The sequence below is a fragment of the Pedobacter sp. MC2016-24 genome, assembly GCF_015223055.1.
Lineage (GTDB): Bacteria > Bacteroidota > Bacteroidia > Sphingobacteriales > Sphingobacteriaceae > Pedobacter.
In genome coordinates, this window is sequence record NZ_JADFBX010000018.1 from 57783 (window position 1) to 80032 (window position 22250).

Annotated in this window: 24 protein-coding genes and 1 tRNA gene; 15 read left to right on the top strand and 10 right to left on the bottom strand. The window is 37.5% G+C overall.

The genetic code is table 11. The features are described 5' to 3' along the window. Positions 1–4: 4 nt before the first annotated feature. From IM797_RS25195 to IM797_RS25205, 3 genes are all read right to left on the bottom strand, one after another. Positions 5–1216: a bifunctional 3,4-dihydroxy-2-butanone-4-phosphate synthase/GTP cyclohydrolase II gene (locus IM797_RS25195; RefSeq protein ID WP_194129995.1), complete on the bottom strand. Its 1212-nt coding sequence runs from the start codon at positions 1214–1216 to the stop codon at positions 5–7. A 124-nt stretch (positions 1217–1340) separates the two neighbouring features. After that, positions 1341–2774 carry an LptF/LptG family permease gene (locus IM797_RS25200; protein WP_194129996.1) on the bottom strand — a complete coding sequence of 478 codons (1434 nt, stop codon included), beginning with the start codon at positions 2772–2774 and terminating at the stop codon, positions 1341–1343. A gap of 30 nt (positions 2775–2804) precedes the next feature. Then, on the bottom strand, positions 2805–3185 hold the full coding sequence (locus tag IM797_RS25205) for an START-like domain-containing protein (protein WP_194129997.1): 381 nt from the start codon (positions 3183–3185) through the stop codon (positions 2805–2807). A gap of 451 nt (positions 3186–3636) precedes the next feature. Between IM797_RS25205 and IM797_RS25210 the strand changes: the two genes are divergently transcribed. The 3 genes from IM797_RS25210 (at position 3637) to IM797_RS25220 (ending at position 4493) form a co-directional block, all read left to right on the top strand. Beyond that, positions 3637–3710, top strand: a tRNA-Met gene (locus IM797_RS25210). A 182-nt stretch (positions 3711–3892) separates the two neighbouring features. Continuing rightward, positions 3893–4180, top strand: a complete 288-nt coding sequence (locus IM797_RS25215; RefSeq protein ID WP_194129998.1) for a helix-turn-helix domain-containing protein — start codon at positions 3893–3895, stop codon at positions 4178–4180. 1 nt (position 4181) lies between these two features. Beyond that, a complete protein-coding gene (locus tag IM797_RS25220; RefSeq protein ID WP_194129999.1) occupies positions 4182–4493 on the top strand; it encodes a hypothetical protein in 312 nt (103 codons plus the stop codon). Between the two features lie 9 nt (positions 4494–4502). Here the strand turns inward: IM797_RS25220 and IM797_RS25225 are convergent, their stop codons facing one another. Beyond that, positions 4503–5690, bottom strand: coding sequence for a hypothetical protein (locus IM797_RS25225; protein ID WP_194130000.1), 1188 nt, complete (start codon positions 5688–5690; stop codon positions 4503–4505). A 126-nt stretch (positions 5691–5816) separates the two neighbouring features. Then, positions 5817–6134 carry a hypothetical protein gene (locus IM797_RS25230; RefSeq protein ID WP_194130001.1) on the bottom strand — a complete coding sequence of 106 codons (318 nt, stop codon included), beginning with the start codon at positions 6132–6134 and terminating at the stop codon, positions 5817–5819. Positions 6135–6314: 180 nt separating this feature from the next. Between IM797_RS25230 and IM797_RS25235 the strand changes: the two genes are divergently transcribed. From IM797_RS25235 to IM797_RS25265, 7 genes are all read left to right on the top strand, one after another. After that, entirely contained in the window at positions 6315–6506 is a 192-nt protein-coding gene (locus IM797_RS25235) for a hypothetical protein (RefSeq protein WP_194130002.1), read from the top strand. Between the two features lie 66 nt (positions 6507–6572). Beyond that, positions 6573–8093 (top strand): TraM recognition domain-containing protein, encoded by a 1521-nt coding sequence (locus tag IM797_RS25240; protein ID WP_194130003.1) that lies wholly within the window; start codon positions 6573–6575, stop codon positions 8091–8093. A 52-nt stretch (positions 8094–8145) separates the two neighbouring features. Next, positions 8146–8922, top strand: coding sequence for a hypothetical protein (locus IM797_RS25245; RefSeq protein WP_194130004.1), 777 nt, complete (start codon positions 8146–8148; stop codon positions 8920–8922). Between the two features lie 71 nt (positions 8923–8993). Then, on the top strand, positions 8994–9431 hold the full coding sequence (locus tag IM797_RS25250; protein WP_194130005.1) for a hypothetical protein: 438 nt from the start codon (positions 8994–8996) through the stop codon (positions 9429–9431). A 73-nt stretch (positions 9432–9504) separates the two neighbouring features. Then, complete coding sequence (mobF, locus tag IM797_RS25255; protein WP_194130006.1) at positions 9505–12231, top strand: MobF family relaxase; 2727 nt, start codon at positions 9505–9507, stop codon at positions 12229–12231. Then, positions 12215–12592, top strand: a complete 378-nt coding sequence (locus tag IM797_RS25260; protein ID WP_194130007.1) for a hypothetical protein — start codon at positions 12215–12217, stop codon at positions 12590–12592. The genes mobF and IM797_RS25260 overlap by 17 nt, the downstream gene beginning before the upstream one ends. Before the next feature lie 24 nt (positions 12593–12616). Then, positions 12617–13315 (top strand): hypothetical protein, encoded by a 699-nt coding sequence (locus IM797_RS25265; protein ID WP_194130008.1) that lies wholly within the window; start codon positions 12617–12619, stop codon positions 13313–13315. Between the two features lie 247 nt (positions 13316–13562). Here the strand turns inward: IM797_RS25265 and IM797_RS25270 are convergent, their stop codons facing one another. From IM797_RS25270 to IM797_RS25280, 3 genes are all read right to left on the bottom strand, one after another. After that, entirely contained in the window at positions 13563–14468 is a 906-nt protein-coding gene (locus tag IM797_RS25270; protein ID WP_194130009.1) for an ArdC family protein, read from the bottom strand. Positions 14469–14710: 242 nt separating this feature from the next. Further along, positions 14711–15625, bottom strand: a complete 915-nt coding sequence (locus tag IM797_RS25275) for a hypothetical protein (RefSeq protein WP_194130010.1) — start codon at positions 15623–15625, stop codon at positions 14711–14713. 72 nt (positions 15626–15697) lie between these two features. Beyond that, positions 15698–15877, bottom strand: a complete 180-nt coding sequence (locus IM797_RS25280; RefSeq protein WP_194130011.1) for a helix-turn-helix domain-containing protein — start codon at positions 15875–15877, stop codon at positions 15698–15700. 346 nt (positions 15878–16223) lie between these two features. Here IM797_RS25280 and IM797_RS25285 point away from each other — a divergent pair, with 346 nt between their 5' ends. The 5 genes from IM797_RS25285 to IM797_RS25305 all read left to right on the top strand — a co-directional run bounded on the left by IM797_RS25285 (position 16224) and on the right by IM797_RS25305 (position 19636). Then, a complete protein-coding gene (locus IM797_RS25285; protein WP_194130012.1) occupies positions 16224–16388 on the top strand; it encodes a hypothetical protein in 165 nt (54 codons plus the stop codon). Positions 16389–16396: 8 nt separating this feature from the next. Then, positions 16397–18025, top strand: a complete 1629-nt coding sequence (locus IM797_RS25290) for a recombinase family protein (RefSeq protein WP_194130013.1) — start codon at positions 16397–16399, stop codon at positions 18023–18025. Positions 18026–18158: 133 nt separating this feature from the next. Continuing rightward, positions 18159–18407: a hypothetical protein gene (locus tag IM797_RS25295; RefSeq protein ID WP_194130014.1), complete on the top strand. Its 249-nt coding sequence runs from the start codon at positions 18159–18161 to the stop codon at positions 18405–18407. A gap of 8 nt (positions 18408–18415) precedes the next feature. Next, a complete protein-coding gene (locus IM797_RS25300) occupies positions 18416–18979 on the top strand; it encodes a DUF6879 family protein (protein ID WP_194130015.1) in 564 nt (187 codons plus the stop codon). 9 nt (positions 18980–18988) lie between these two features. After that, a complete protein-coding gene (locus tag IM797_RS25305; protein ID WP_194130016.1) occupies positions 18989–19636 on the top strand; it encodes a hypothetical protein in 648 nt (215 codons plus the stop codon). Positions 19637–19770: 134 nt separating this feature from the next. Here the strand turns inward: IM797_RS25305 and IM797_RS25310 are convergent, their stop codons facing one another. Together IM797_RS25310 and IM797_RS25315 are read right to left on the bottom strand one after the other, a co-directional pair. Continuing rightward, positions 19771–20658: a DNA adenine methylase gene (locus tag IM797_RS25310; RefSeq protein ID WP_194130017.1), complete on the bottom strand. Its 888-nt coding sequence runs from the start codon at positions 20656–20658 to the stop codon at positions 19771–19773. 6 nt (positions 20659–20664) lie between these two features. After that, complete coding sequence (locus IM797_RS25315) at positions 20665–22131, bottom strand: hypothetical protein (RefSeq protein WP_194130018.1); 1467 nt, start codon at positions 22129–22131, stop codon at positions 20665–20667. Positions 22132–22250 lie beyond the last annotated feature (119 nt).

Genomic DNA, 22250 nt, shown 5'->3' on the forward strand with positions numbered 1-22250 from the left:
CCCCTTAACCTTTCATAATTTGATGACCCATTTTATCACGTTTGGTACGCAGATAAAGCTCGTTATGCACATTGCTTTCAATTTCAATTGGAATGTTCTCTACGATCTCCAGACCATATCCAATTAAACCTGCCCGCTTGGTTGGGTTATTTGACATCAGTTTCATTTTGGTTACGCCTTGTGCCCTGATAATTTGCGCACCTACACCATAATCACGCTCATCTCCTTTAAAACCTAATTTGATGTTTGCTTCTACCGTGTCAAAACCGGCATCCTGTAAATTGTAGGAACGTAATTTATTAACCAGCCCGATTCCGCGACCTTCCTGGTTCATATACACCACAACGCCTTTACCAGCCTTATCAATCATTTCCATGGCTTTGTGCAATTGCGGGCCACAGTCGCAACGGCAGGATCCAAAAATATCCCCGGTTACGCAAGAGCTGTGTACCCGAACCAATACCGGCTCATCTTCTGTCCACTCTCCTTTGCTAATGGCCAGGTGAGTTGCATTATTATCCAACTGTGTATAGGCCGTCATCTTAAAATCGCCCCACTGCGTTGGTAAGTTTACCGTTACTTCTTCTTTAATCAAAGTCTCCTTGCTCAATCTGTAAGCAATCAGGTCCCGGATGGAGATGATTTTCAACTGGTGACGTTCTGCAATTTTGATCAGATCAGGAAGCCTGGCCATTTCACCATCTTCTTTGAGGATTTCGACCAATACACCAGCAGGTTCCATACCGGCCAATTGGGCCAGGTCGACAGCTGCTTCGGTATGCCCTGCGCGTCTCAGTACGCCACCATCTTTAGCTCTTAAAGGAAAGATGTGTCCTGGGCGGCCAAGTTCAGCAGGATCAATTTTAGGATTGATTAAAGCTAGAATGGTTTTAGATCTGTCTGAAGCAGAAATTCCAGTGGTACAACCGTAACCCAGCAAATCTACAGATACCGTAAAATTGGTTTCATATGCAGCAGTGTTCTTGCCTACCATAGATTCCAGTCCAAGTTCATCGCAACGCTGCTCTGTTAAGGGCGCGCAGATCAGCCCCCGGCCATAAGTAGCCATAAAATTGATGACTTCGGGAGTCGCATTTGCAGCAGCTGTTAAAAAATCACCTTCATTTTCCCTGTCTTCATCGTCTACTACAATGATTACTTTTCCGGCTTTTATATCTGCAATAGCATCTTCTATTGCATCGAGTTTAATTTCCATTTTTCAAGTATATCAACCTTCAGATATCTGGATTAAGTATCCGAAAATTCATTAAAATTATAATACAAAGTTACACCATAAAAGGCAATTTCAAGTTCAGAAATATCATAAATAAGTAAGGATACTATTGAAGGGGTTTCTTTAATTTCAGCTTTTTAAGCAGCACATCAAACAACTGTTTAAAGTAATTAATATCAAACAGGGCTGAATCTACAGTAGCTTTATAAGTTAAAAAAGCACCCAAAGGCGATAAAACGATGATGGCCATCCACATCCCAAAGAAGGAGGTTAAGGAGCCTTGCGTTGCCGATTTCTCTGAAACGGTGGCTATAATGTGGTACATCAGGAAAAATACGATAGCCATGACCACCGGTAAACCAAGCCCTCCTTTTCTGATGATTGCCCCTAAAGGTGCACCGATAAAAAACAACAACAAGCAGGAAGCGGCCAGTGTAAATTTCTTATAATATTCATTCTGGACTTTAATGATGTTCTTTTTACGGTCTTCGTGGTCCGAAATCTTGGCCGAAGTGGTTTGCATGATTGAATTGGCCTGCTCCAGTGCATTTTGAATTACGGCCAGTCGCTCTGGCTTTTTGACTTCAGTCAGCACAGCACCTTTGATCACTTTAGCAGGGACCTTTTCTTTGGTATATCCCTTGGTATAATTGCTCTGTTTGTAATAACTGCCAATACTGATTCCGGAAAATTTATTGATGCTATCCAGTTCCTTGGTTAGCGAGTCCTTTTTCTTTGTCAGGCCTTTCAGATTCAGCATTTGGGTATTGCCCCTAAAGCCCTGTTCGTCGGTCCGGTTCATCTTAAAGCTTCCGATATCAAATTTTTGATCTGTCTCTTTAAAACGCATCCGGATCAATTCCTGTCTTGGGTTGTAGGCTGCATTTTTCCCGCTAGATTCCTCATAACGAACCCCATCGGTAAGTTTCAAAACCAGATAATCGTTGTTGCGGACCATTTTGCCTTCTTTGGCCAGGATTATTTTTGCGATGTTATTATTGGCGGTATGGTCATAAATCATGACATTATCCAACCGGCCATCTTCATATTTTTTATCAACACGAATTGAATATCCGGGTATACTATTGTTAAATACGCCCTCTTTAATCAAAAAGGAAAGTTTTTTATTCCGGATATCCCACAACAGGGAACCAAATTTCAGATTGGCCTTGGGTAACATGTAATCTGAAAAAATAAATGAGCCTATGGCAAGAAATATAATCAAAACCATCAGGGGCATCATGGCTTTCTGTAGCGATACCCCAGCAGATTTGATCGCCACCAATTCGTAATTTTCACCAAGTGTTCCAAAAGTCATGATGGAGGACAGCAAAATAGACAATGGCAAGGCCATGGATACATTTGCCGCTGAGGCATAATACATTAGCTCCAGAATAACGTACCATTCAAAGCCTTTTCCAATCAAATCGTCAACGTATTTGAATAAAAAAAGCATCAATAGAATGAACATCACAATAAAAAAAGTGACGAAGAATGGCTTTATAAATGCTTTGACAAGAAGTAAATGAATCTTTTTCAATATACAAATGTAGGCAAAGCCAATGAAAATTTAAGCACCAAGTACGCTATGGAGATAGTTGATCTGGTTATCCCATATTAAAGTTCGCTCACCCAGGGTATCATCAGTTGCAAAATCTGTAATAGACAAAGCGACATCATTGGTCAGCTCGTCCTGTACAATTTCCATTTCAAAATAACAATGGGGCTCATCGTCTACCCACTTAAACTTTACCAACTTATTTTCTTTTACACTCAGCAATTTGGCTTTCTGAACCTCATCATCCCAGGTGAAAGTATATACCTGATCGCGAAAAACAACGTCATCCGCAAACCATTGTGATAAGCCATTTGGCTCACTAATGAAACTAAATAAAATACGTGGAGACGATCTCAATTCATATTCTAATGTAAACTTTTTCTTTTCTGACATCGTTAAACGCTTATACCCTAAAAAAATTTTTGGACTATTATTAAATATCTATTTCTAAAGAAAAGTAAATTATTCTATATTTGCAACTCTTTGAAAAAAAGGGCATCAAATTGACTGGAAAATATTCATTTACAGCATTTTAAACAGCACGAGCTTTTACAACAAAACATCGATTTTCAGGTGTTTTATTCCAGCTCGGATACCTATAGCTTTAATGTGAATTTGAACACAGGTATAGCAGGCATCTTAGACGTTAAATGTCAGCTGACTTTCCTGATCACAAAAACAGTAGGGTATGTAAAACAATCCACCAATTAATAACTGCTTAATTATCAATACAGAATTATAATTAACCAGCTTATTGTATTTTTTTTTCTTTTTTTCAGATCTATTCTCCTATATTTGCAGCTCTTAAAAAAATCACTACCATCATCAAGTGATTCAAAAGCCCGGCGGGGTAGCTCAGATGGTTAGAGCGCAGGATTCATAACCCTGAGGTCGGCAGTTCGATCCTGCTCCCCGCTACACTGAAAATCAGCCCTTTAGCCACAAAAAGCTAAAGGGCTTTTTGTTTTTGGTACAACATAGGTACAACAACGCAGGGCTTGCAACGGCATTCAACGCCTGCCTAATCACAGCAAACAGATAAAAATCAGAAATATATTCACCGCCATAAAATATTATAATTTGATTTTTTATCTTCGTTTATGAGTTCAAAACCTGACATCAAGTGGATTTGCTTTGAAGACGAAGCCTATTATTGCATGATTGAGGATATCGTCACTCGTCTGGATAAACAAAAGAATATTCCAAAAGAAGAGAAATGGATTAATCAGGATGATGCACTGGAATTACTTGATATAAGCAAATCCACATTACAGCGATTACGGGACAACGGTAAAATATCTTTCTCCAAAACTTCCAGTAAAAAAATCATGTACGATAAAAAATCTTTGCTCGATTACCTAGATAAAAATACTCGTAAAACTTTTTGATATGACTAAAGAAGAAGAAAAACAGTATAATGAGGCATTTAACCTCGGATATCGCATTGCAGAAAATCATCCAGAGATTGAGGAATTAATTACTAAAGCCAATGGCGATAGCCCTATATTTGACGGATTACGTGATGGACAGCAACAATATATCTATGATCTTGATCGTGACAAAGAACTGGACAGCGAAAGATCGAAAGAACAAGAGAAACTAGATAAAAAAACAAACCGTCTGACCTGGCTAAATGATGATCGTCTAAAAGGCAGGGACATTGCCCCTTCAAAGGATAAAGATATAGAGCCAGAAATCTAAGATGCTTTTTTACCCCCAAATTAATGGGAGTGTTACATTAATTTTCCAGCCACTATATTCTTTGCTTAACTTAATTGTATATAAGCGATAACGAGTATGGGGTGGTCTTCCGTCGTCTTTATAATTAGGTGCGACTTTAGTTTCAGAGATCACTTTGCCATATTCTAACCATCTCTGTTTTATTTCATCATGATCAATTTCAGCGTCTCTAATTACACTAGTTTCAGGAATCTCATTTCCAGCACGCCAACTGGCGAGTAAAAAATCCAAAAACTGAGATTCTATCGTAGTCGGCTGCTTGAATTTTACGATTTGATTGTGTATAGCGAGCATCATTGAAAATGAATCTATATACTCTACAAAATATACTCTACAAGAAGCCTCTTTTATACCCGCAGAAACATCCCACACATGAATATCTTCTATTCTATTTGTCCACAGATAACCGCATAAAAGTTCTAGGTATCCATTAATACCAAAATATCCATTAAATAAATTAGATGCCTTCTCATAGTCTTTACCAGATATAAGGGTATAGAACTCTTCAATTACATTGATAATATCAGCGGATGATTGCAAATAAATCTCTTTTTGATTTAATGCAACAGTCGCCACCGTACCGCTATCTTGATTGTGAGCACTATTATCCAAGGAATAACCATTTAAATTATCATCATATTTTTTTGAGGGTGAGTTAAGTATTAACCTCTCAGTGAAGATTGAATTCATGTCTGCATCATAAATCTCCAATACATGTTTATTTTTTTTAAATAAATAATCAAAGTGTTTTTCAACAAAAAATTGGTATAAAATCCTAGCCTCTAAGTCATTATTAACTACAAGATCTTTTGCATTATCTGGAATGTTAAAGCTTATTAAATTAAAAGCTTTAATCATCAATTCAGAATTCTCATCTAGACATTCATCCTTATATGAACCATTTTTGTTTTTAGGTTTTCTATGGGCTGATAACCTATTAGCCCAGTATTGAGAATTTGTAGGTGCCTTATCGCCAAACACCCAGTTCATTAAAGATATTTGCTTTGATGATGTCAAATCAACTATATCTTCATCCCAATTCTTATGACTGGTCTCGGAGATTGATTTCCGCTGTTCCAGAGTCAACTTTTTTCGAGCTTCTTTTAAAACCAGATTATATAAAACTTCAAATGTCTCACTGTAAATACTAAGCGCCATACATGTCTGAAAATAGGAGTGATAAAGCTAAAAATTCATTCATCTATATCAAAATATTAATATGAGCATCATATGAGCCTATTATTAATAATGATTCAAATCATCTTATAGACATTTGGATAAGGTTTAAGGATGTGAGGGTTTATTTCCAAAATCTCCTAACATTTTTTTACCTATTTCAATAATTGACATCTTATCATCATAAAAATGTTTAGTAAGTTTTTTAATCATATATCCACTACGTGGACTTCTAGAGTTTGCATCCATATGATGAAATACAGTATTACCGATTTCATTAGTGAATTCGGCCAAGATGCTGATATACATTTTCGCCCTTTCTTGACCGTATTCACTAATAAAACGATCAATGTTTTTTTCGTTCAGCGGTTCACTAAATTCATTCATAAGTCGTCCATCTTCCGTGTAATTTTTAAAGACTGGCATACGTGTTTACCTCCGAAACGATTTGATAATAAATGTGAAATAGACATAACGCATGAGCTTAGCACAGTCAAGAAAGAAATAATAATACTATGAAAACAAACGGATTTACGCCGAACCCGAAACGTCAGGCAGCAGATACCGAAGTGCAGAACAGTCGGCTAACCACTAATTTTTTTAATCATGAGTTTTTCAAATGATCAGAAAAAAATCCTTTCGAGCAATGGATACAAACAATCCAGCCAAGATGAAAACAAATACATCAATGGCGGACACTCCATTAAATCGGATGGTAACAAAACCACTTTTCAGACAGGTGGTCACACTATCACCTATGGGATTTCAAACACGCTATTAGACAAGAAATCCAAGTAGCCAGTAAATTTTACCCTTCCGCAGTTCAGACCTGCGGAAGGTTTTTAAAACCTTCAAAACAAAGTTATGAAATGGTACGACATTAATCAACCGCTACTAAAATTTAAATCCTCCAAAGTAGACACGGCCTTTACGATCAAGGATTCATTTGAAGCCGTTTCTATCATGGGTTCCACAGGTAGTGGTAAAACTTCAACGAGTTTTTCCCAGATCGCAAGTGCTTACCTATCGCATGGTTACGGTGCTTTACTCCTTACAGTCAAAAAAACCGATAAATCCGATTTCCTGAAATTGTGCGAGCAAACAGGCAGGATGGATCATGTGCGTGTGATCGGCGTAGGCCAACCCTACAAGTTCAATTTTTTAGAATATGAATGCCAACAGCCGGACGGCTCGCTAGGGCTTACAGAGAACATTGTCGATCTGCTCACCTCTGTTATTAATGCAGGATTGGACGATAAAGGCAGTTCATCCGAAGACAGTTTCTGGTCAGATGCCCTAACGATGGTTTTATCATCTGTAATTGATTTGTGCAAAATTGCTTATCAAACGGTTACCGTTCAATTAATTTATGACATCGGGCAATCCTTACCCAAGAAAGAGGATAATTTAAAAGAATTACTGGCAGGAGATACTAAAACTCCTACTGCGTTTCAAAAAGCATATTTCAAAGCACGTAAAAATATTGTCCAACAGGCTGGCGAATGGGAAAGTAAGCTATCACAAGAAAGGTTAGATGAATTAGAGGATAATGAACGATATGAGGATGCTTTGTTTGAAGCCGTCCCAGATGCAAGAACATTTAAAATGATTGATCAGTTTTTTGTCGAAACATTGAAAAATCTTGCAGATCGCACGAGATCAGTCGTTGATTTCAAACTAATGGGCTTTCTATTCCCGCTTCTAAAGTCGCCTATATACCCCCTTTTTTGCATGGGGAAAAGCAATATAACCCCTGATATGTGTTCGGACGGTGCTATCATCATTATTGATATGCCAACGAAAGAGTATTTTCAGGCAGGTCGTTCAATTCAGCTCATATTTAAATTGCTATTCCAGCGGGCGATGGAACGCAGGCCTATTAACTTGCAGACACGGCCAGTTGCTTTGATCTCTGACGAAGCTCAAACCTTTATTGTAAACAAGGATTTGAATTTCCAGTTAACAGCACGTTCTAGTAAAATTGCTATCCTGTATGTTACCCAGAATATTTTGAACTACTATTCAGCTATGGGTGGAAAAAATCCAGAATATCTAGCTAAATCATTACTGGCTAACTTCACAACCAAGATATTCCATTGTAATACTGGCGAAACGAATGAATGGGCATCTTCTTTAATTGGTGAGGATTATTTCCTAGATCAAAATTATAGCAGTACATATTCAAAAGAATATTCTCAATCCAACGGCGCAAGTTACAGCCTGCGCCGGATTTTACGCCCCGAAGTTTTTTCCAAGTTGAAAATGGGTTCTGAAATATCAAACAATTTGGTTGAAGCCATCATACACAAACAAGGCAATCCGATAGACGGCGTGGATAACCATTTATTAGTCACTTTTCGACAATCGCCCCGCATTGCAGGGTAAATATTCAATGTTCAAATAACAAAATCAAATAAACACTTTAATCTTTTAAGCAATGAAAAAACAACTTCATTTTGCCACCACGTTTGGCAGATCAAATCCATTCAAGAATTTATTATTAACCATCTTCACAATGTCGGCATCGATGCCACGGGCAATTCTTGAGGTTTTCTCAAGATCAGGATTTGGCCGCAGATACTTCAGCTTTGGCTGGTGTATCATCTACGCCTTAATCCTTGCCCTCGTGCCAATGGCAAAAGAAAGTATACCATTCCTTAAAGCAGAGGGACGGACAGGCTGGGGCTTTATGTTCCATTACCTATCTTGGTATGCCTTTTTGTTGGCTTTCCTCTATAAATCCTATGGTCACTACCAAGCACTTAAACTGCCTCCGTCAATTTTTGATTTCAGTAAATATAGCTACTCAACAGGCATTTTAGACAAAAGGTTTATCACCCTGAAATGGAACGGAAAATATCTGGATTTAAGATTTATCGAAACCATTGTTGAACCAGCATTTTTTCTAGTGATCGGCTTAGGCTTAATGATTTTAGGCCAAGCTTTGGGAATACTTCTTTTCACTTGCTCCATTTTCTATTCGGCAAATCGCTTTCTTGATTATGAGCAAGGTGATGAAATGGTCTTGGATATGATCGATAAAATAATTGTTGCCGAAGAATATAGTAATGTTTTTGTGAACGATTTAGGGGCTGACAAAACCCGAGGTTTTAGTATCCCGGCAAGACGATTGGCAAGTCAGGAACTGCGCCAAAAAGTGGCTGATATGATGTTTAGTGATTACCAAGAGGACGAACCTGTATTTGTGTCCTAACACTGCCGAGCTGTGAACGGGAAGACGCCTGACACTTAATACTCTACTACTAACCCTTAATACCTACCTGTATGGATTTAGCCCAAATTTACCGAAGACACGATAAGGATAAAGAAGATTTCAATGCCCTAAGAGATAAAACATGGGCTGACATGAAACAAAAGCACGAAAATTTAATAGCTGCTTTTCAATCAAAAGATAATCTACCTAAAGAGCATTCTAAACAAATAGATATGGAACTTGACGAGTTCAGGAAAATTTGGGCTATTCCACATGGTAGCCATTACAAAGCTCTGGATGCCTTGCATAGAGATCAACTGAAAAAGGCAATGGCCGACCTGATTCCGGCAAATGATAGGACAACGCCCCCCTCTCGTCAGCAGACTAGCTATGAAGATAGCCTCGCCAGTACCCGCCAAAAGAAGTTGAGCATGCAAAGGGTCAAACAACCTGAAAAATTTGAAGACTTAGACCAGAATAAAGACAGCATGGAACTTGGCTACGGTTAGCCAATCCGGTGCAAAGGTTTGATAAAATCAGAAAAATAAGGAGATAGGCAAAAACCAAATTATAACACTCAACATGATTCGTATTACTCAAAGCACATCCGATCAGGCGAAAGCTTATTTCACTCAGTCATTACAGACTGCAAATTACTACATCAACCAAACTGAACTGCAAGGGCAGTTTCACGGAAAGTTGGCGGCACGTTTGGGGATTTCGGGAAACACGACCCGTGAGCAGTTTTTCGCCCTATGCGAAAACCGCAATCCGATCACGGGGGAACGGCTGACACAACGGACAATTGAAAACAGAACTGTGGGTTATGATTTTACGTTCAGTGTGCCGAAGTCAGTTTCTGTGATCAACGCTCTATCCAGCGATAATCATATTCAAGAGGCATTTCAAAAGTCTGTTAATGACACGATGAAGCTAATAGAAGCGGACATGATGACCCGTGTACGTGTAGGCGGCAAAGATGAAGATAGAAAAACTGACGAATTGATCTGGGCTGAATTTACTCACCTCACTTCTAGAGGATTAGAAGGTAAAACTCCTGATCCGCATCTACATTGTCATGCATTTGTCATCTCGGCTACGGTTGATAAGAGTGAAAACGATAAAATTAAAGCTGGCCAGTTTCGCTATATAAAACGGGATGCCCCCTATTATCAAAGCTTATTTTACAAAAACCTTTCCGATAGGCTTATTGATCTGGGGTATAATATCAAAAAAGATGGTAAATCATTTGAAATTGAGGGTGTAAGCAAGAATATATGCGAATTATTTAGCAAAAGGACATTACAGATTAATGACCTTGCAAAAGAACTCGGAATTACGGACGAACAAACCTTAAGCGAATTAGGGGCTAAAACCCGTACAAAGAAACAAAAAGGCTTAAACCTAGAAGAACTGAAAGCCGACTGGCGCAAACAGATTAGGGAAAATATTGATCGCAAAGAAGGTGAAATGGATGCCCCTATTCGCTATGCACCTAACAAAGAGCAAGAAAACATTACTGCAAAAGATTGCATAGACCATTCCTGTAGCCATTCTTTTGAAAGGGCATCAGTTATGCCGGAACGTCGAATATTAGCGAATGCCTATATGCACAGTATCGGCGTTAAATCGGTTAGCCCTGCTGACATCAACAAAACTTTTGATAACGATGCCAGGCTAATAAAAGTTGCAGACAAAACACAGACATTTATAACCACCAAAGACGTATTAAAAGAGGAGCAAAAAATGGTTTCCCTGGCTCTAAAAGGTCTAGACAGTCAAACTCCCCTATATGTAACAGCACCAAAAACCACCCTTGAAGGTCAGCAAGCACAGGCACTTGAACATCTAATGACTACAACAGACCGTGTCAGTATAATTATGGGTGGTGCGGGTACGGGTAAAACTACTCTATTAAAACAGGCCTTTGAATTAATTCAAAAAGCAGGCAAAGAGGTTATATTGGTTGCACCATCCGCAAGTGCTAGTCGTGGCACATTAAGAGAAGAAGGATTTGAAAACGCCGAAACAGTTTCAAAACTCCTGCAAGACAAAGAAATGCAAAGCAAATTGCAAGACAATGTGCTGTTTATGGATGAAGCAGGACTTGCCGACACAGCACAAATGGCACAAGTTTTAGAACTGGCAGAAAAACACAATGCACGTTTACTGCTAATTGGCGATATTTCTCAACATTCCTCTGTAAATCGAGGCGATAGTTTAAGAGTATTGCATTCTGTTGCAGGCATTAAAACAGCCGCCGTTAGCAAGATTTATCGACAACGTGATGAATTTTACCGTGACGTTGTAACGGACTTGTCAAAAGGCGAAGTAAAAACCGCCTTTGCCAAGCTCGACAGTATGGGTTCAATTAAAGAGATCGACCCCTTAAATCCGTACAAGCAACTTGTAACCGATTATATTGATATAATTAAACGGAATAAAACTGGACTAATCGTATCTCCCACCCGTGAGCAAGGCAGAGCCATAACCGAAAGCTTGCGGGAACAATTACGTCAAAATAATGTGATCGGCAAAAAGGAAATTCCTGTCACTAAACTAAGCAATCTTAATATGACAGAAGCCCAGAAAACCGACTGGCGCAATTTTGAAGAAGGCCAAGTTATCCAATTCAATCAAAACCTCCCTAATATTAAACGGGGAAGCGTCTGGGCTGTTTCAAAAATAGGTGATAAACAGATTATAATCGCCGATAAGCAGGGTAAAACCTGCTCCCTGCCCCTTGATCGAGCGAAAGATTATAACGTGTACCACAAGTCAGAAATTGGCCTTTCAAAAGGCGATCAGGTGCGCATAACGAATAATTGCTTTGACAAGGCTGGAAAACGATTAAATAACGGCCAAGCATTAGAAATAGCTGGCATTCGAGGTGGTAAAACCATTCTTGTAAATCCAAAAAGCAATGTTGAATATACGCTGGATAAAGAGTTCGGCCACCTAGACCATAATTACTGTACTACATCGTATTCCAGTCAAGGCAAGACAGTGGATACCGTACTTGTCAGCATGCCGGAAATCTCCCTTGTAGCCGCTGATAGCAAGCAATTTTATGTTTCGATTTCCAGAGGTCGGGATGCCGCAATCGTATACACGGACGATAAAGAGGAGCTGCTAGAAACCGTAAAAATAATGAAAACACGTCAATCGGCGATTGAACTAACAAATAACGGGGCACACATGGATTATGTGACCAACCCAGAAAGGAGAAAAGACAACACGCTAGAAATGCACAAGCCACAAATATCATATCCAAAATCCAAGCAGGTAAGTTATGAGCCAGAACTTTAGGTTAAAATCAGACGAACTAAGGCAGAACAACCCGACAATTGACGTTCGGCAAGATGATGAAGCCTTTTATAGGACTTATCAAAGTAGCGGCTATATCCGGAATATTGCCCTTACTATGCCTAACGGAAAAAGCTTCACAATTCCCTATGTACTAATCTCTAAGATTGAATATGACCCTCTTGCTGGGGCTGTAACACTAATAAACGGCGGTGAAAAGATTGTATTGAATGGCTTAAGGCTAAAAGCCCTCTATTATGATTTGTTTTTCCAATTACCTCTAGAAATATTCATCACTGAAGAAAGATATAACCCGATAAATAACGAAGCAAAATTTATCGTGAATGAAATAATCATTATTTAAATAGTCACTTATAAATTCCACTATATGAATGCCAAGATAATAAACGAACTAAAAGCAAGGATTGAGAAATTTATAATCTTCCTGCAACTGGACAAGAAACCGAATGTATTTTTCACCCATGCCTACGGGGTCGAAGAATGTATAAGTGATGCAAAACCAGAAACCAATTCAATATGGTTTAACACGTACTTCCTAGAAAAACTGGATTTTGATTATGCACTATTAATAATTCTGCATGAAATATTTCACTTTTCAAAGCAAGGTATCCAAACAAAACAACAAGTAGCAGAACTAAGGTATGGCAATCTATGGCCATTCATGCAGATATTCGATATCGAAGCGGATTTGTACGTTGTTGAATACATATTAAGCGAAAATCCAGATTACAGTTTTAATCAATATTTGTCGCTCCTTTATAGCGGTGCATCAACATTTAGAAATTCAACAATTCGGCAAGTGAAACTTGAAAGGTTTATTGGGTCACTTGTATCTATAAAAAGATACTTTGATACAAGAGAACGAAAGCTGTATTTGCCAAAATTGTATCTAAACATCATAACCTTGATAAGCATTCAGTACGATTTCCTCCATTTACATCATGTTTGCTTTGATATTTCTACGGAATATCTGGAAGAATGGAAAACAGCTTTTCAAGACGCTGGCCGATTATCAGAAGATGAATATCTAAATCTGCTAAACACGCTTATAAACAAATTTAATTAACAAAAGAAAGAAGCCCTGCTGAATTAGCGAGGGCACTGAAAAAGTCCACTTAATATTTGAGGCGGAAAACAGGCAATATAAAATCCAATTTGGCGGCCTAAGAGTCGCATGTACTAAATAAGAATATAATGTTTAGTCCTACAGGCTAAGGAAAAAGGGGTTGTTCATGATTTATGACGCAACCCCTTTTTTTGTCCGATTTAGAAGGACTTTTTCAGTGCCCTCGAATTAGCAGGGCTTCTTTTATTTATTTAGGCTGTAATTCATATAAATAATCAACCGCTTTAGAAGCATGACTGGCGGCGGTAAAGATGATTTGCTTATCATCCTTTAGAACTTTCAGCCAATGGTCAATATAAGCTGCACTATTGATTGGTTCGGCACTGATAATTTCAAAGCTTGCGCCAAGAAAAGCCGCCCCCAATTCTGCAACAAGTTCCTCCCTGGCATAGTTACCGTCACCAAAACGCTTATGGTTAATACGGTCTAGGCGATTTACATTACCTGTCCAATGAGTCAATTCATGGAACAGGACAGAATAATAATTTTCGGTTGCTGTATTATAATCTGTATCAATAAAAGTTTCAGGTTTAGGCATTACAATCTTGTCATCTAATCGAGTGTAGTATGCTTCATGGCTTCCGGTTTCAACGATTGCTTTCGTATTGCTGATAAAATCCTCGATATTGTCAAGTTTCTCGACAAGGTTATCAGGCATAACGTATTCTTGTTGTACAGGCTCGTAACTCGCAAGCTGGCAACGATTGAATACCTTTGATACTTTCAGGAATGGGATTTTTTCAATTTCTCCGTCAACTTCTTTAATAATGTTATCGTAGTATGCGATTGTATGGCCATTTTCGCCTTTGCGAACGGATTCCCCCTTTGCATTCCATTGCTTGAAGCTTGCCCATTCATTGCTTTGGTATTCCTTTTCCAGTGATGCACCCCACAAAAGCAGAATATTGATACCTCTGTATTTGTTATCGGTGGTAAAATTATACGGTAAACCAAGAATTGTATGATCTGGTCCCGCAAAAGGTTTTTTCCATGGAATTGTACCCGCTTCTAACTGTGCAATAATTTTATCGGTTATTTCTTGTTGAATATCCTTGCGTACATAGGTTGATTGTTTTTGAGAAACAGTTTTCATTTGAAAGCTCCTGTTGTTGGTTAATGGTTACAGGAAAGGCCAACCGAGGAATGAGTGACCAAACCGGCTGTTATTTTGTTTCGCGAGGAAACTCGATAGAGTGGGGAAAATAATAGTTGGTGGCGGGAGCGGCCTCGGTTATTGACTGTAACAAACCATTCACCCACTAATAGCGGGATGCTTTTAATATGTGTTTGAAATACCAATGTAATAACCGTTTAGCAGATCTATATTGACCAGGATTAACTCGGCTGTTTCAAGTCATGCAGCAGCCATGTATTGGCATCTTTGTGATCGTTGTATTTTTTGTTAAGCGTTACGTGTTTTATTCCATGCTGCTTACTGATAAAGTTATTCAAGATGCTTCGGTACTCATCGCCTGTAACGCCATTATCAAACCATGAATAGAGGTGTGTGTATCTGGAATGCGTAACATAGGGATATACTTTTGGCAGGCATTCAAAGGCATTTAAAATGATAGCATCCTCCTTAAATCGTGTGATACCAAGTAATTTTAAGGCAGACAGAAAATCAAACATTCCTTCAAAAATATGAATGACTTTTTGCGTTTCGTCAGTGCCACGAATAAACGTAACGTCTTTGCCATTGATACAGCCCTTAAATGTCCGGCTTTTTAAGGCATACCCTTCGTTATCATTCCGTAATGCAAGAGCGTTAAAGTAGTTCTTTTTAGAAAGATTGTGGACTTTCGCCTGTTTCAAATACACCAAAGCCAGATCAAGCGGGATGCCTCTGTCTTCAAGGTATCGGATTAAAGATAAATGGCTGATAGGTGACACCGAAAACAGTTTAAGGTTGTGGACTCCAACAGCTACAAGATCATCTTGCTTGTTGCTTTTCAGAAATGCAGCGTCATTGCACCATATATTAGTTATAAAGCGCAACGCATCGGCGTTTGTATAATCTTCTTTTTGAGATTGCAGATATTCAACGGCAAAATCAAAAAAGTTGCCCCCTCGTCCTGACCCGTGATCAAACCATACATTTTTTAACTTGTTGACACGGAAAGTAGCGGCCTTTTCCCTGCGTAACGGGGAAAAGTATAACGCACCGTCTTTATAGCTTCTGACTGGGTAAAAATTTAACTTTGTCAGAAATTCGGACACAGGAATAGCGTTAGCCTGTTCAATGTTCATTGGGCTTTCTCCAGAAAAATAATTATAAAAATGATTGGGCTTGCCAGAGAAAAACTGGCCGCCATTTAATAGTTATGGTCTTGTTTCGTTGAATGTATCTAAATCGGATTTTTTGTAATAAGTACGATTACCGATTTTCTCAAATGGCAGTATTTGAAAGCATCTAGTGGCATATGTTTCCAGGGTAGTTACCGACTTACCTGTATAACTTGCAGCTTCTGCTCTTGTGTACTTACGATCTTCTGTATTCATATATACCCTCTTTTGCATTGTTGAACGGGGTGAGATTAATACACGAAAACGACCTTAAAAATCAAATTATGTCTTTTTATCAAACTTACACAACATTACTTCTTATGGAATTGGTCTTATGTAATAATCGATCACTAAACAGCAGGTCAAACGTCTTTAAATTTTAAGATAGAAAAATTAAGCGAAGGAAACCGAGTCCCTTTTCGCTTAGAGATGCAATTACTAGAACTATAAAATACTTCTGTACCCATTATCGCTAATGAAGTTTGATAAAATCATTTTTCTAACTAAAAAAACAAAAAGCAGGAATAAAAATGTCCTTCATGTAAATATCTATGAGGACTAAATGAAGAAATTTTCACAGCAAGAGCGTAATGGTTATACAGCGGTTGTTCAAGAAATGCATAAACTTTACGATTCCAAAATCACTGATAATCAAGCTAATGAAGCCGCACGCAATCTAATTGGATTCTGCAAAATAATTCTTGAAATACAAGCTGAACAGTTGTAGGATATTACATGACTGAAAGTTACAGTGACCCAAGTAAAAATTTGGTAGCTAAAAAAGCTATTATTTTAGCTAGAGTATCTTCACGTGACCAGGAGGAAGGCTATTCTATTGATGCGCAGCGGCATCGTTTAGAAAACTATTGTTCTCGCAGAAACCTAGAAATTCTAAAAACATTTGAAATTGTTGAGTCATCGACAAACGGTGACAGAGATCAATTTATGGGTATGTTACAATTCGTAACCTCGCAAAAAGAGACTATCGCTATTGTTGCAGATAAAGTTGATCGAGTTCAGCGTTCATTTAAAGAATACCCAATGCTAGATTCTTTAATTCAAAAAGGTAAGATTGAACTTCATTTCAATACAGAGAATTACGTGATTCACAAAGATAGCGTAAGCCAAGAGCGTCTTATGTGGTCAATGGGTGTTGTGATGGCGCAATCTTATGTTGATTGCTTGAAAGATAATGTAAAGCGTTCCATTGATCATAAAATAAGACAGGGTGAATGGATTGCTATGGCACCTCTTGGCTATATCAATGTCCGAGAGGGTGAACGAGGAAGCCTCGTTATTGATGAACACCGCGCTCATTTAGTTCGGCGAATATTTGAAGAATATGCCACAGGAACGTTTACATATCAGGAAATGACAAATAAGACTAAAACATGGGGTTTAAAAAACCGTGTCGGCAAAAAACATTATCTACCTAGAACGCAAGTAGTAAGGATTTTGAATAATCCATTTTACTATGGCGTGATGGAGATTAAAGGTAAATTATACGATCATAAGTATCCGCCAATTATTTCCAAAGAACTATTTGATTACTGCCAAGATGTTACTGCTGGACGTAATATTAGGCCTTTTACACTATGCAATGGCAGAGAATATGTTTTCAGGGGGATTTTAACCTGTGGTGTATCCGGTCATGTAGTTACCGCTGACACAAAAACAAAAAACTATAAAAACGGCAGCAGAGGTGAATGGACTTATCTGCGTTGCTTTAACCCTGCCAAACCCGAAAAACGAATGTGGGTACGTGAAGAAAAAATTATTGCTCAAGCAGCTTCAGCTTTAAAAAGACTTAATATCTCACCTGATCTTTTAAAGGTGGTAATATCCTCTGTCCGTGAAACAGACAAAGCTGAGCGAGAATTTTTGCAACGTCAAATGAGTGAATTTCAAAGAGAACATTCACTTCTACAGAATCGATTAGATAAATTGATGGATTTATTATTGGATGGCGTCATTAGTCAGAAAGAATTTCAAAACAAGAAAGAGAAAATTCGTGAAGATCAACGTGATTTAGAAAGCCAGATTGGCAAGAATCGGGAATGTGACGATAGCTTTAAAAATGCTCTTATCTCATTGATTTCAGGAGTATCAAATGCTCATACCTTATTTGAAGGTTCGACAAATGAGCAAAAACGGCAAATTTTGAATTTTGTATTTGCGAACCTGACAATACAGGGATCAACTCTTTGTTTTACTTATAAAACACCATTCGATTTACTACTGAAAGTAGCCGATGATGAAAAATGGCTGCCCCTAATTGACACCATGCGAACCAATATGGAAACAAGAAACAGTATTATTCTGCTGCATAATATTAGTATATCTAATAAAATCCTTATCTCTTAGTTTGGCATCAATCTATGCAAGTTTAAGCGTATCAAATTTAAAACTCGCCAACTAATAATTTAAGCGAATAATTTAATAGCATCATCTATTGACTTTCAATAAGTTAATTACTAAATTTACGAAAACAAACTATATGGAAACTGCAATAAAACGCCTTGGTAAATCACCACAAGAACTTGGTACTGTTGGATATTTTGGTGGTGGTTGTGATGATAATTCATGTCCTGATATTCTAGAAACTGAGAATGGTGATTTTATTATCATTGGAAAGGATGTTACAGGAGATGTAAATTTAAATGGTATATCAGGGCTAGCACCAAATGAAAGAGCTGTATTGATTCCTCGTATTACTTTAACTTCCGCAAAAAAGGATATTCCCTAATGATTTATTTGGATAAAGATTCATGGAGTCAAAAGTGTAATTCTCTTATTAATGAAGCCAAGGATGAGTACTATAAATTAGAAATTCTTCCTAGCTATAATGACTATGGAATATACGATTGGAACAGTGTACGAAATGAAGATATGGCTGCCTTAATAAAAAAAGGACAGGATTCAATCTATTCTAATTCTGCGCCCATTAAGAAGCAAATTGAAAACGGTGTGGAGGTTAAAAGAGTACGGTATTTATCATTCCCATTATCAAAATACATTCTAAGGCAGTTTAGCATCTATAAAATATATGAGGAACTTGGGGTTAAAATAGAAATACTCGAAGATATAACTTTAGATAACGAATTGGATTTAAACTTTTTCAGAGATTTTCTTTTATTCGACAACAAACATATTCTTCTAATAGATAATCCAAATGGTTGCTTTAACGGTGGCATGTACTCGGATGATCCCAATGAAATTAAACCATTTATTGCAATAAAGGAATTAATAAGTGACAAAACTGTTTCTTTGAAAAACTACCTGGGCAACTTTAATATTTTTAATCAGGATACAATCTAATAAACCATTGTGCTTCACGAAATTCTAAATGAGCTACAGGCTTTCTTTTGCAGGTACGACGTAAATTTCGTTAAAGATGTCTTGATTCCCACTTTTGGGATAGACAAAATTATTGCATTTATTGCGATTATTTATGCGATTAGGTCTTTTAGAACAAATAATAATATCGCAAAAATTAATTTACTCGTCCAATTTAGTATCGCACATCGAGACATTTGGGCTAGAATTATTGACAGTGGTAACAGTCGTATAAATGACCCTTCAGCTGATCCAAATCAAATTTCTACAAAAGAAGAACGGTATGTTGTCTTCCTTATAAATCACATCAAGACATTATTTGAATCCTCAAAGGACGGACTTTATGACTTTAATAAAGCATCAAGATTAGATGTTGGAAACTTTTTTTCTAAGCCTATTCCTAGAAAGATATGGGAAACAAAAAAGAGATTTCACACTGGCTCATTTGTAACATTTATAGAAAATGTTATACAAGAGGCTACAAACCCACAACCCCAACGGAATATTATTAGACGGACAACTCACCAGTTGCAACGGTCTGCAATGGTTACTATTGGCTGTATCAATAATGGCTACTCAAGATTGAAAGCTTTTGTTCTTTTATTTTATCGCAGATTAAGAAACATTTTGAGGCGATAATCAATTTTTATAAAATGGAAGCACATTAAATAGAAAAGTGAGCCACCTAATTAAAAAATGCGGAGTGTAATTTAATAAACTTTGAATACTAATAAATTCAACGAGAATGTCTTGTCAACTATGTGTCGCTAGCTTCACCCAAATAACTCTTGCAGCGCAACATCAATGCTTTTTAACGAGCACTCCAAAGGAATTTCTAGATCATCCGAAAATATAAATACTTCCTTTCCTTTATATACTTTTGATGCATTATACTGTAGATCATACAGAAATTGCCTACGATCTAAATACAAATCTAAAATTTGCGGTACACCGTCGTAAGATAATACCCATTTGTGGTAAATAGAATTTTGAATTTTTTCGGCAATCCCCGCATGATCATCTTTAGAATAAGAGTTTAAATATAGATTACTTGCTTTCTCATAATAAGGGGGGTCAAGATATACAAGTGTATTATCTAAGGGTAGGTTTATGATGTAGTTATCTATATAGTATTCTGCATCAAAATTAGTTACATAAATCTCGTCCTTAAATAAACTTATCGCTTCTATTCTTCGAATTAGATCATTCCGTTTAAATCTAGCATCCATTTTATAATTACCTTCTTGGTTATTACCTCCGATAACACCGCCAGATAATATTCCAGATCGATTACATCGGTTTAGGAAAAAGGTACTGAAGCCAACTTCTAATTGAGAGTAATTAGTGTAGTTTTTAACAATTTCTTTTCTCAATCTCCATTCCTCTACAGTTAATGACGCTGTTCTTATAAGATGACAAAACTCTTCGTGGTTATCTAGGATAGACTTCCAAAATGCATATATGCCATAATTGGCATCATTGAGATGGATACTCTTTACTTTTTTACTTAATAAAAGTTCAAGGCCAACCCCTGCACCACCTGCATACGGCTCACAGTAATGTCCATTAATAATATTATTTGCATTGATTATGTCCAATATGAACGGTGTTAATTTTTGCTTTCCTCCAGGATACCTAAGAGGAGTTTTATTATAGACCATACTATATTAATTCATTGCCTCCAAAAGAAAATATACATTACCAAATAGAATGCAGACATCAGTTGAAGAAATGGTGAATGAAGTGTTATGTACTAATTGATTTAACGAAGTGACAGATAGAATTCCTGTAGGTTTAGATAATTCTGTTAAGGCACCATGAAGTGACCTTACTTTCGACAAATCTGTATTACCGTTCGTTAAATGGGTTGTTACAGTGGATAAAACTTCCACTAGCGTCTTTTCCTTCCCTCCCCCCTTGGTCAAGCTTAAACCGTTTTCTGTACAGTATATCTTTCCAGAAATTTCAAAAATGCTTCGTAGTAAGAAACAAAATGCGATTGGGTTGTCAGGAATTTTCAACTTTTTCATCTCTTCACGAATTGTAACCACTTTTGAACGATTTATTCCAGCAGGAGAAAATTTCTTTAGAAGATTTGCAACATGCTTAGGATCATTTGTAGAATAGGAAGGACTGGTACGAGGAGGAGCAGCTGTAGTCGGAGTAGCTACCCCCTTTATTGACACACCAATTGCTGCCGGAGTTGTTCCACTTGCAGCGGGCGGTTGAAATGTCCAACTGGGACTGGAAGTCCCCACGGGTAAACTCGCATTTCCAGACGGATTGGCGGGTGTGGTTGCTGTAGGTTGGGCTTGCACTGATGTTGCTGGAACAGTGGGCACGATAGGATTAATACCGTATTCTGTTCCAAAGTCAGAATTTTTATCCCGAATTTTTGTAAACGTAAGCTGAGCCAAGCCAATTGCACGTATCAAATCTTCAAGTTCTAGCCAGTATTTATTCTTTGGATATTTCGTAACTAGTTCTGCAATATTTGATACCTCAAGCCTTGGAAGGATTTTTTTTAAAGCTTCATCTAAAACGCTTAGATTATAATCACCTGCCCATAGCTCTCTTTGAGATGCTGTAATGTTTTTCCCCAATGAAAGATATTTCTCAAGCATGTCTAAAGATGGCTCCGATGCTTTATTACTATCTCGATTATGACGTGCTCGAGCCACAGAAGTCCACTGGTCTCTACTGGCCTTTTCACCTTTACCATGCGAAAGGTTGACAATTTTATCGACCAGATTTGCTTCGCTAGCCTCAAATATAGCACAAGGAACTTTTCGATTTTCCTTCTTCCAAGCAGCAGTTACTCCTTTGATATTATTTATAACATTTTGTGGCAGGTTGAATTCATCAACGTTGTATTGTCCATGAATTATTTTTAAAATAGCTATTCTCCTATTTCCCTCTTTAACGATAAGATCTGATCCGCTTTTTAACAAGATTATATTGTCTGTAGCAAGGTATCCATCTTCAATTAAACTATTTATTAAACCGATGAACTTATCTGGCTTCACAATAATCATTGCATTGATAGCCTCTTGTTCACTCTTTTGCGGAGTAGTTCTAAAATTATGCAGGTCTAATGCAATCTTTTTAATATCGGTAAGCTCGGTTTTAGCCATTGTAAGATTGAGTTTGTTAAGTTAGACATCCAATATAAAGTTAAAAAATGATAAAAAGTTCGTTCGAACATTTAATCACAAAAATTATCTGTAATTGATCAAGCTGTTGAATATATAAA

Coding starts and splice junctions, on each gene's coding strand:
- IM797_RS25195 (WP_194129995.1), bottom strand. CDS start 1,216: ATGGAAATTAAACTCGATGCAATAGAAGATGCTATTGCAGATATAAAA.
- IM797_RS25205 (WP_194129997.1), bottom strand. CDS start 3,185: ATGTCAGAAAAGAAAAAGTTTACATTAGAATATGAATTGAGATCGTCT.
- IM797_RS25215 (WP_194129998.1), top strand. CDS start 3,893: ATGAGTTCAAAACCTGACATCAAGTGGATTTGCTTTGAAGACGAAGCC.
- IM797_RS25220 (WP_194129999.1), top strand. CDS start 4,182: ATGACTAAAGAAGAAGAAAAACAGTATAATGAGGCATTTAACCTCGGA.
- IM797_RS25225 (WP_194130000.1), bottom strand. CDS start 5,690: ATGGCGCTTAGTATTTACAGTGAGACATTTGAAGTTTTATATAATCTG.
- IM797_RS25230 (WP_194130001.1), bottom strand. CDS start 6,134: ATGCCAGTCTTTAAAAATTACACGGAAGATGGACGACTTATGAATGAA.
- IM797_RS25235 (WP_194130002.1), top strand. CDS start 6,315: ATGAGTTTTTCAAATGATCAGAAAAAAATCCTTTCGAGCAATGGATAC.
- IM797_RS25240 (WP_194130003.1), top strand. CDS start 6,573: ATGAAATGGTACGACATTAATCAACCGCTACTAAAATTTAAATCCTCC.
- IM797_RS25245 (WP_194130004.1), top strand. CDS start 8,146: ATGAAAAAACAACTTCATTTTGCCACCACGTTTGGCAGATCAAATCCA.
- IM797_RS25250 (WP_194130005.1), top strand. CDS start 8,994: ATGGATTTAGCCCAAATTTACCGAAGACACGATAAGGATAAAGAAGAT.
- mobF (WP_194130006.1), top strand. CDS start 9,505: ATGATTCGTATTACTCAAAGCACATCCGATCAGGCGAAAGCTTATTTC.
- IM797_RS25260 (WP_194130007.1), top strand. CDS start 12,215: ATGAGCCAGAACTTTAGGTTAAAATCAGACGAACTAAGGCAGAACAAC.
- IM797_RS25265 (WP_194130008.1), top strand. CDS start 12,617: ATGAATGCCAAGATAATAAACGAACTAAAAGCAAGGATTGAGAAATTT.
- IM797_RS25270 (WP_194130009.1), bottom strand. CDS start 14,468: ATGAAAACTGTTTCTCAAAAACAATCAACCTATGTACGCAAGGATATT.
- IM797_RS25275 (WP_194130010.1), bottom strand. CDS start 15,625: ATGAACATTGAACAGGCTAACGCTATTCCTGTGTCCGAATTTCTGACA.
- IM797_RS25280 (WP_194130011.1), bottom strand. CDS start 15,877: ATGAATACAGAAGATCGTAAGTACACAAGAGCAGAAGCTGCAAGTTAT.
- IM797_RS25285 (WP_194130012.1), top strand. CDS start 16,224: ATGAAGAAATTTTCACAGCAAGAGCGTAATGGTTATACAGCGGTTGTT.
- IM797_RS25290 (WP_194130013.1), top strand. CDS start 16,397: ATGACTGAAAGTTACAGTGACCCAAGTAAAAATTTGGTAGCTAAAAAA.
- IM797_RS25295 (WP_194130014.1), top strand. CDS start 18,159: ATGGAAACTGCAATAAAACGCCTTGGTAAATCACCACAAGAACTTGGT.
- IM797_RS25310 (WP_194130017.1), bottom strand. CDS start 20,658: ATGGTCTATAATAAAACTCCTCTTAGGTATCCTGGAGGAAAGCAAAAA.
- IM797_RS25315 (WP_194130018.1), bottom strand. CDS start 22,131: ATGGCTAAAACCGAGCTTACCGATATTAAAAAGATTGCATTAGACCTG.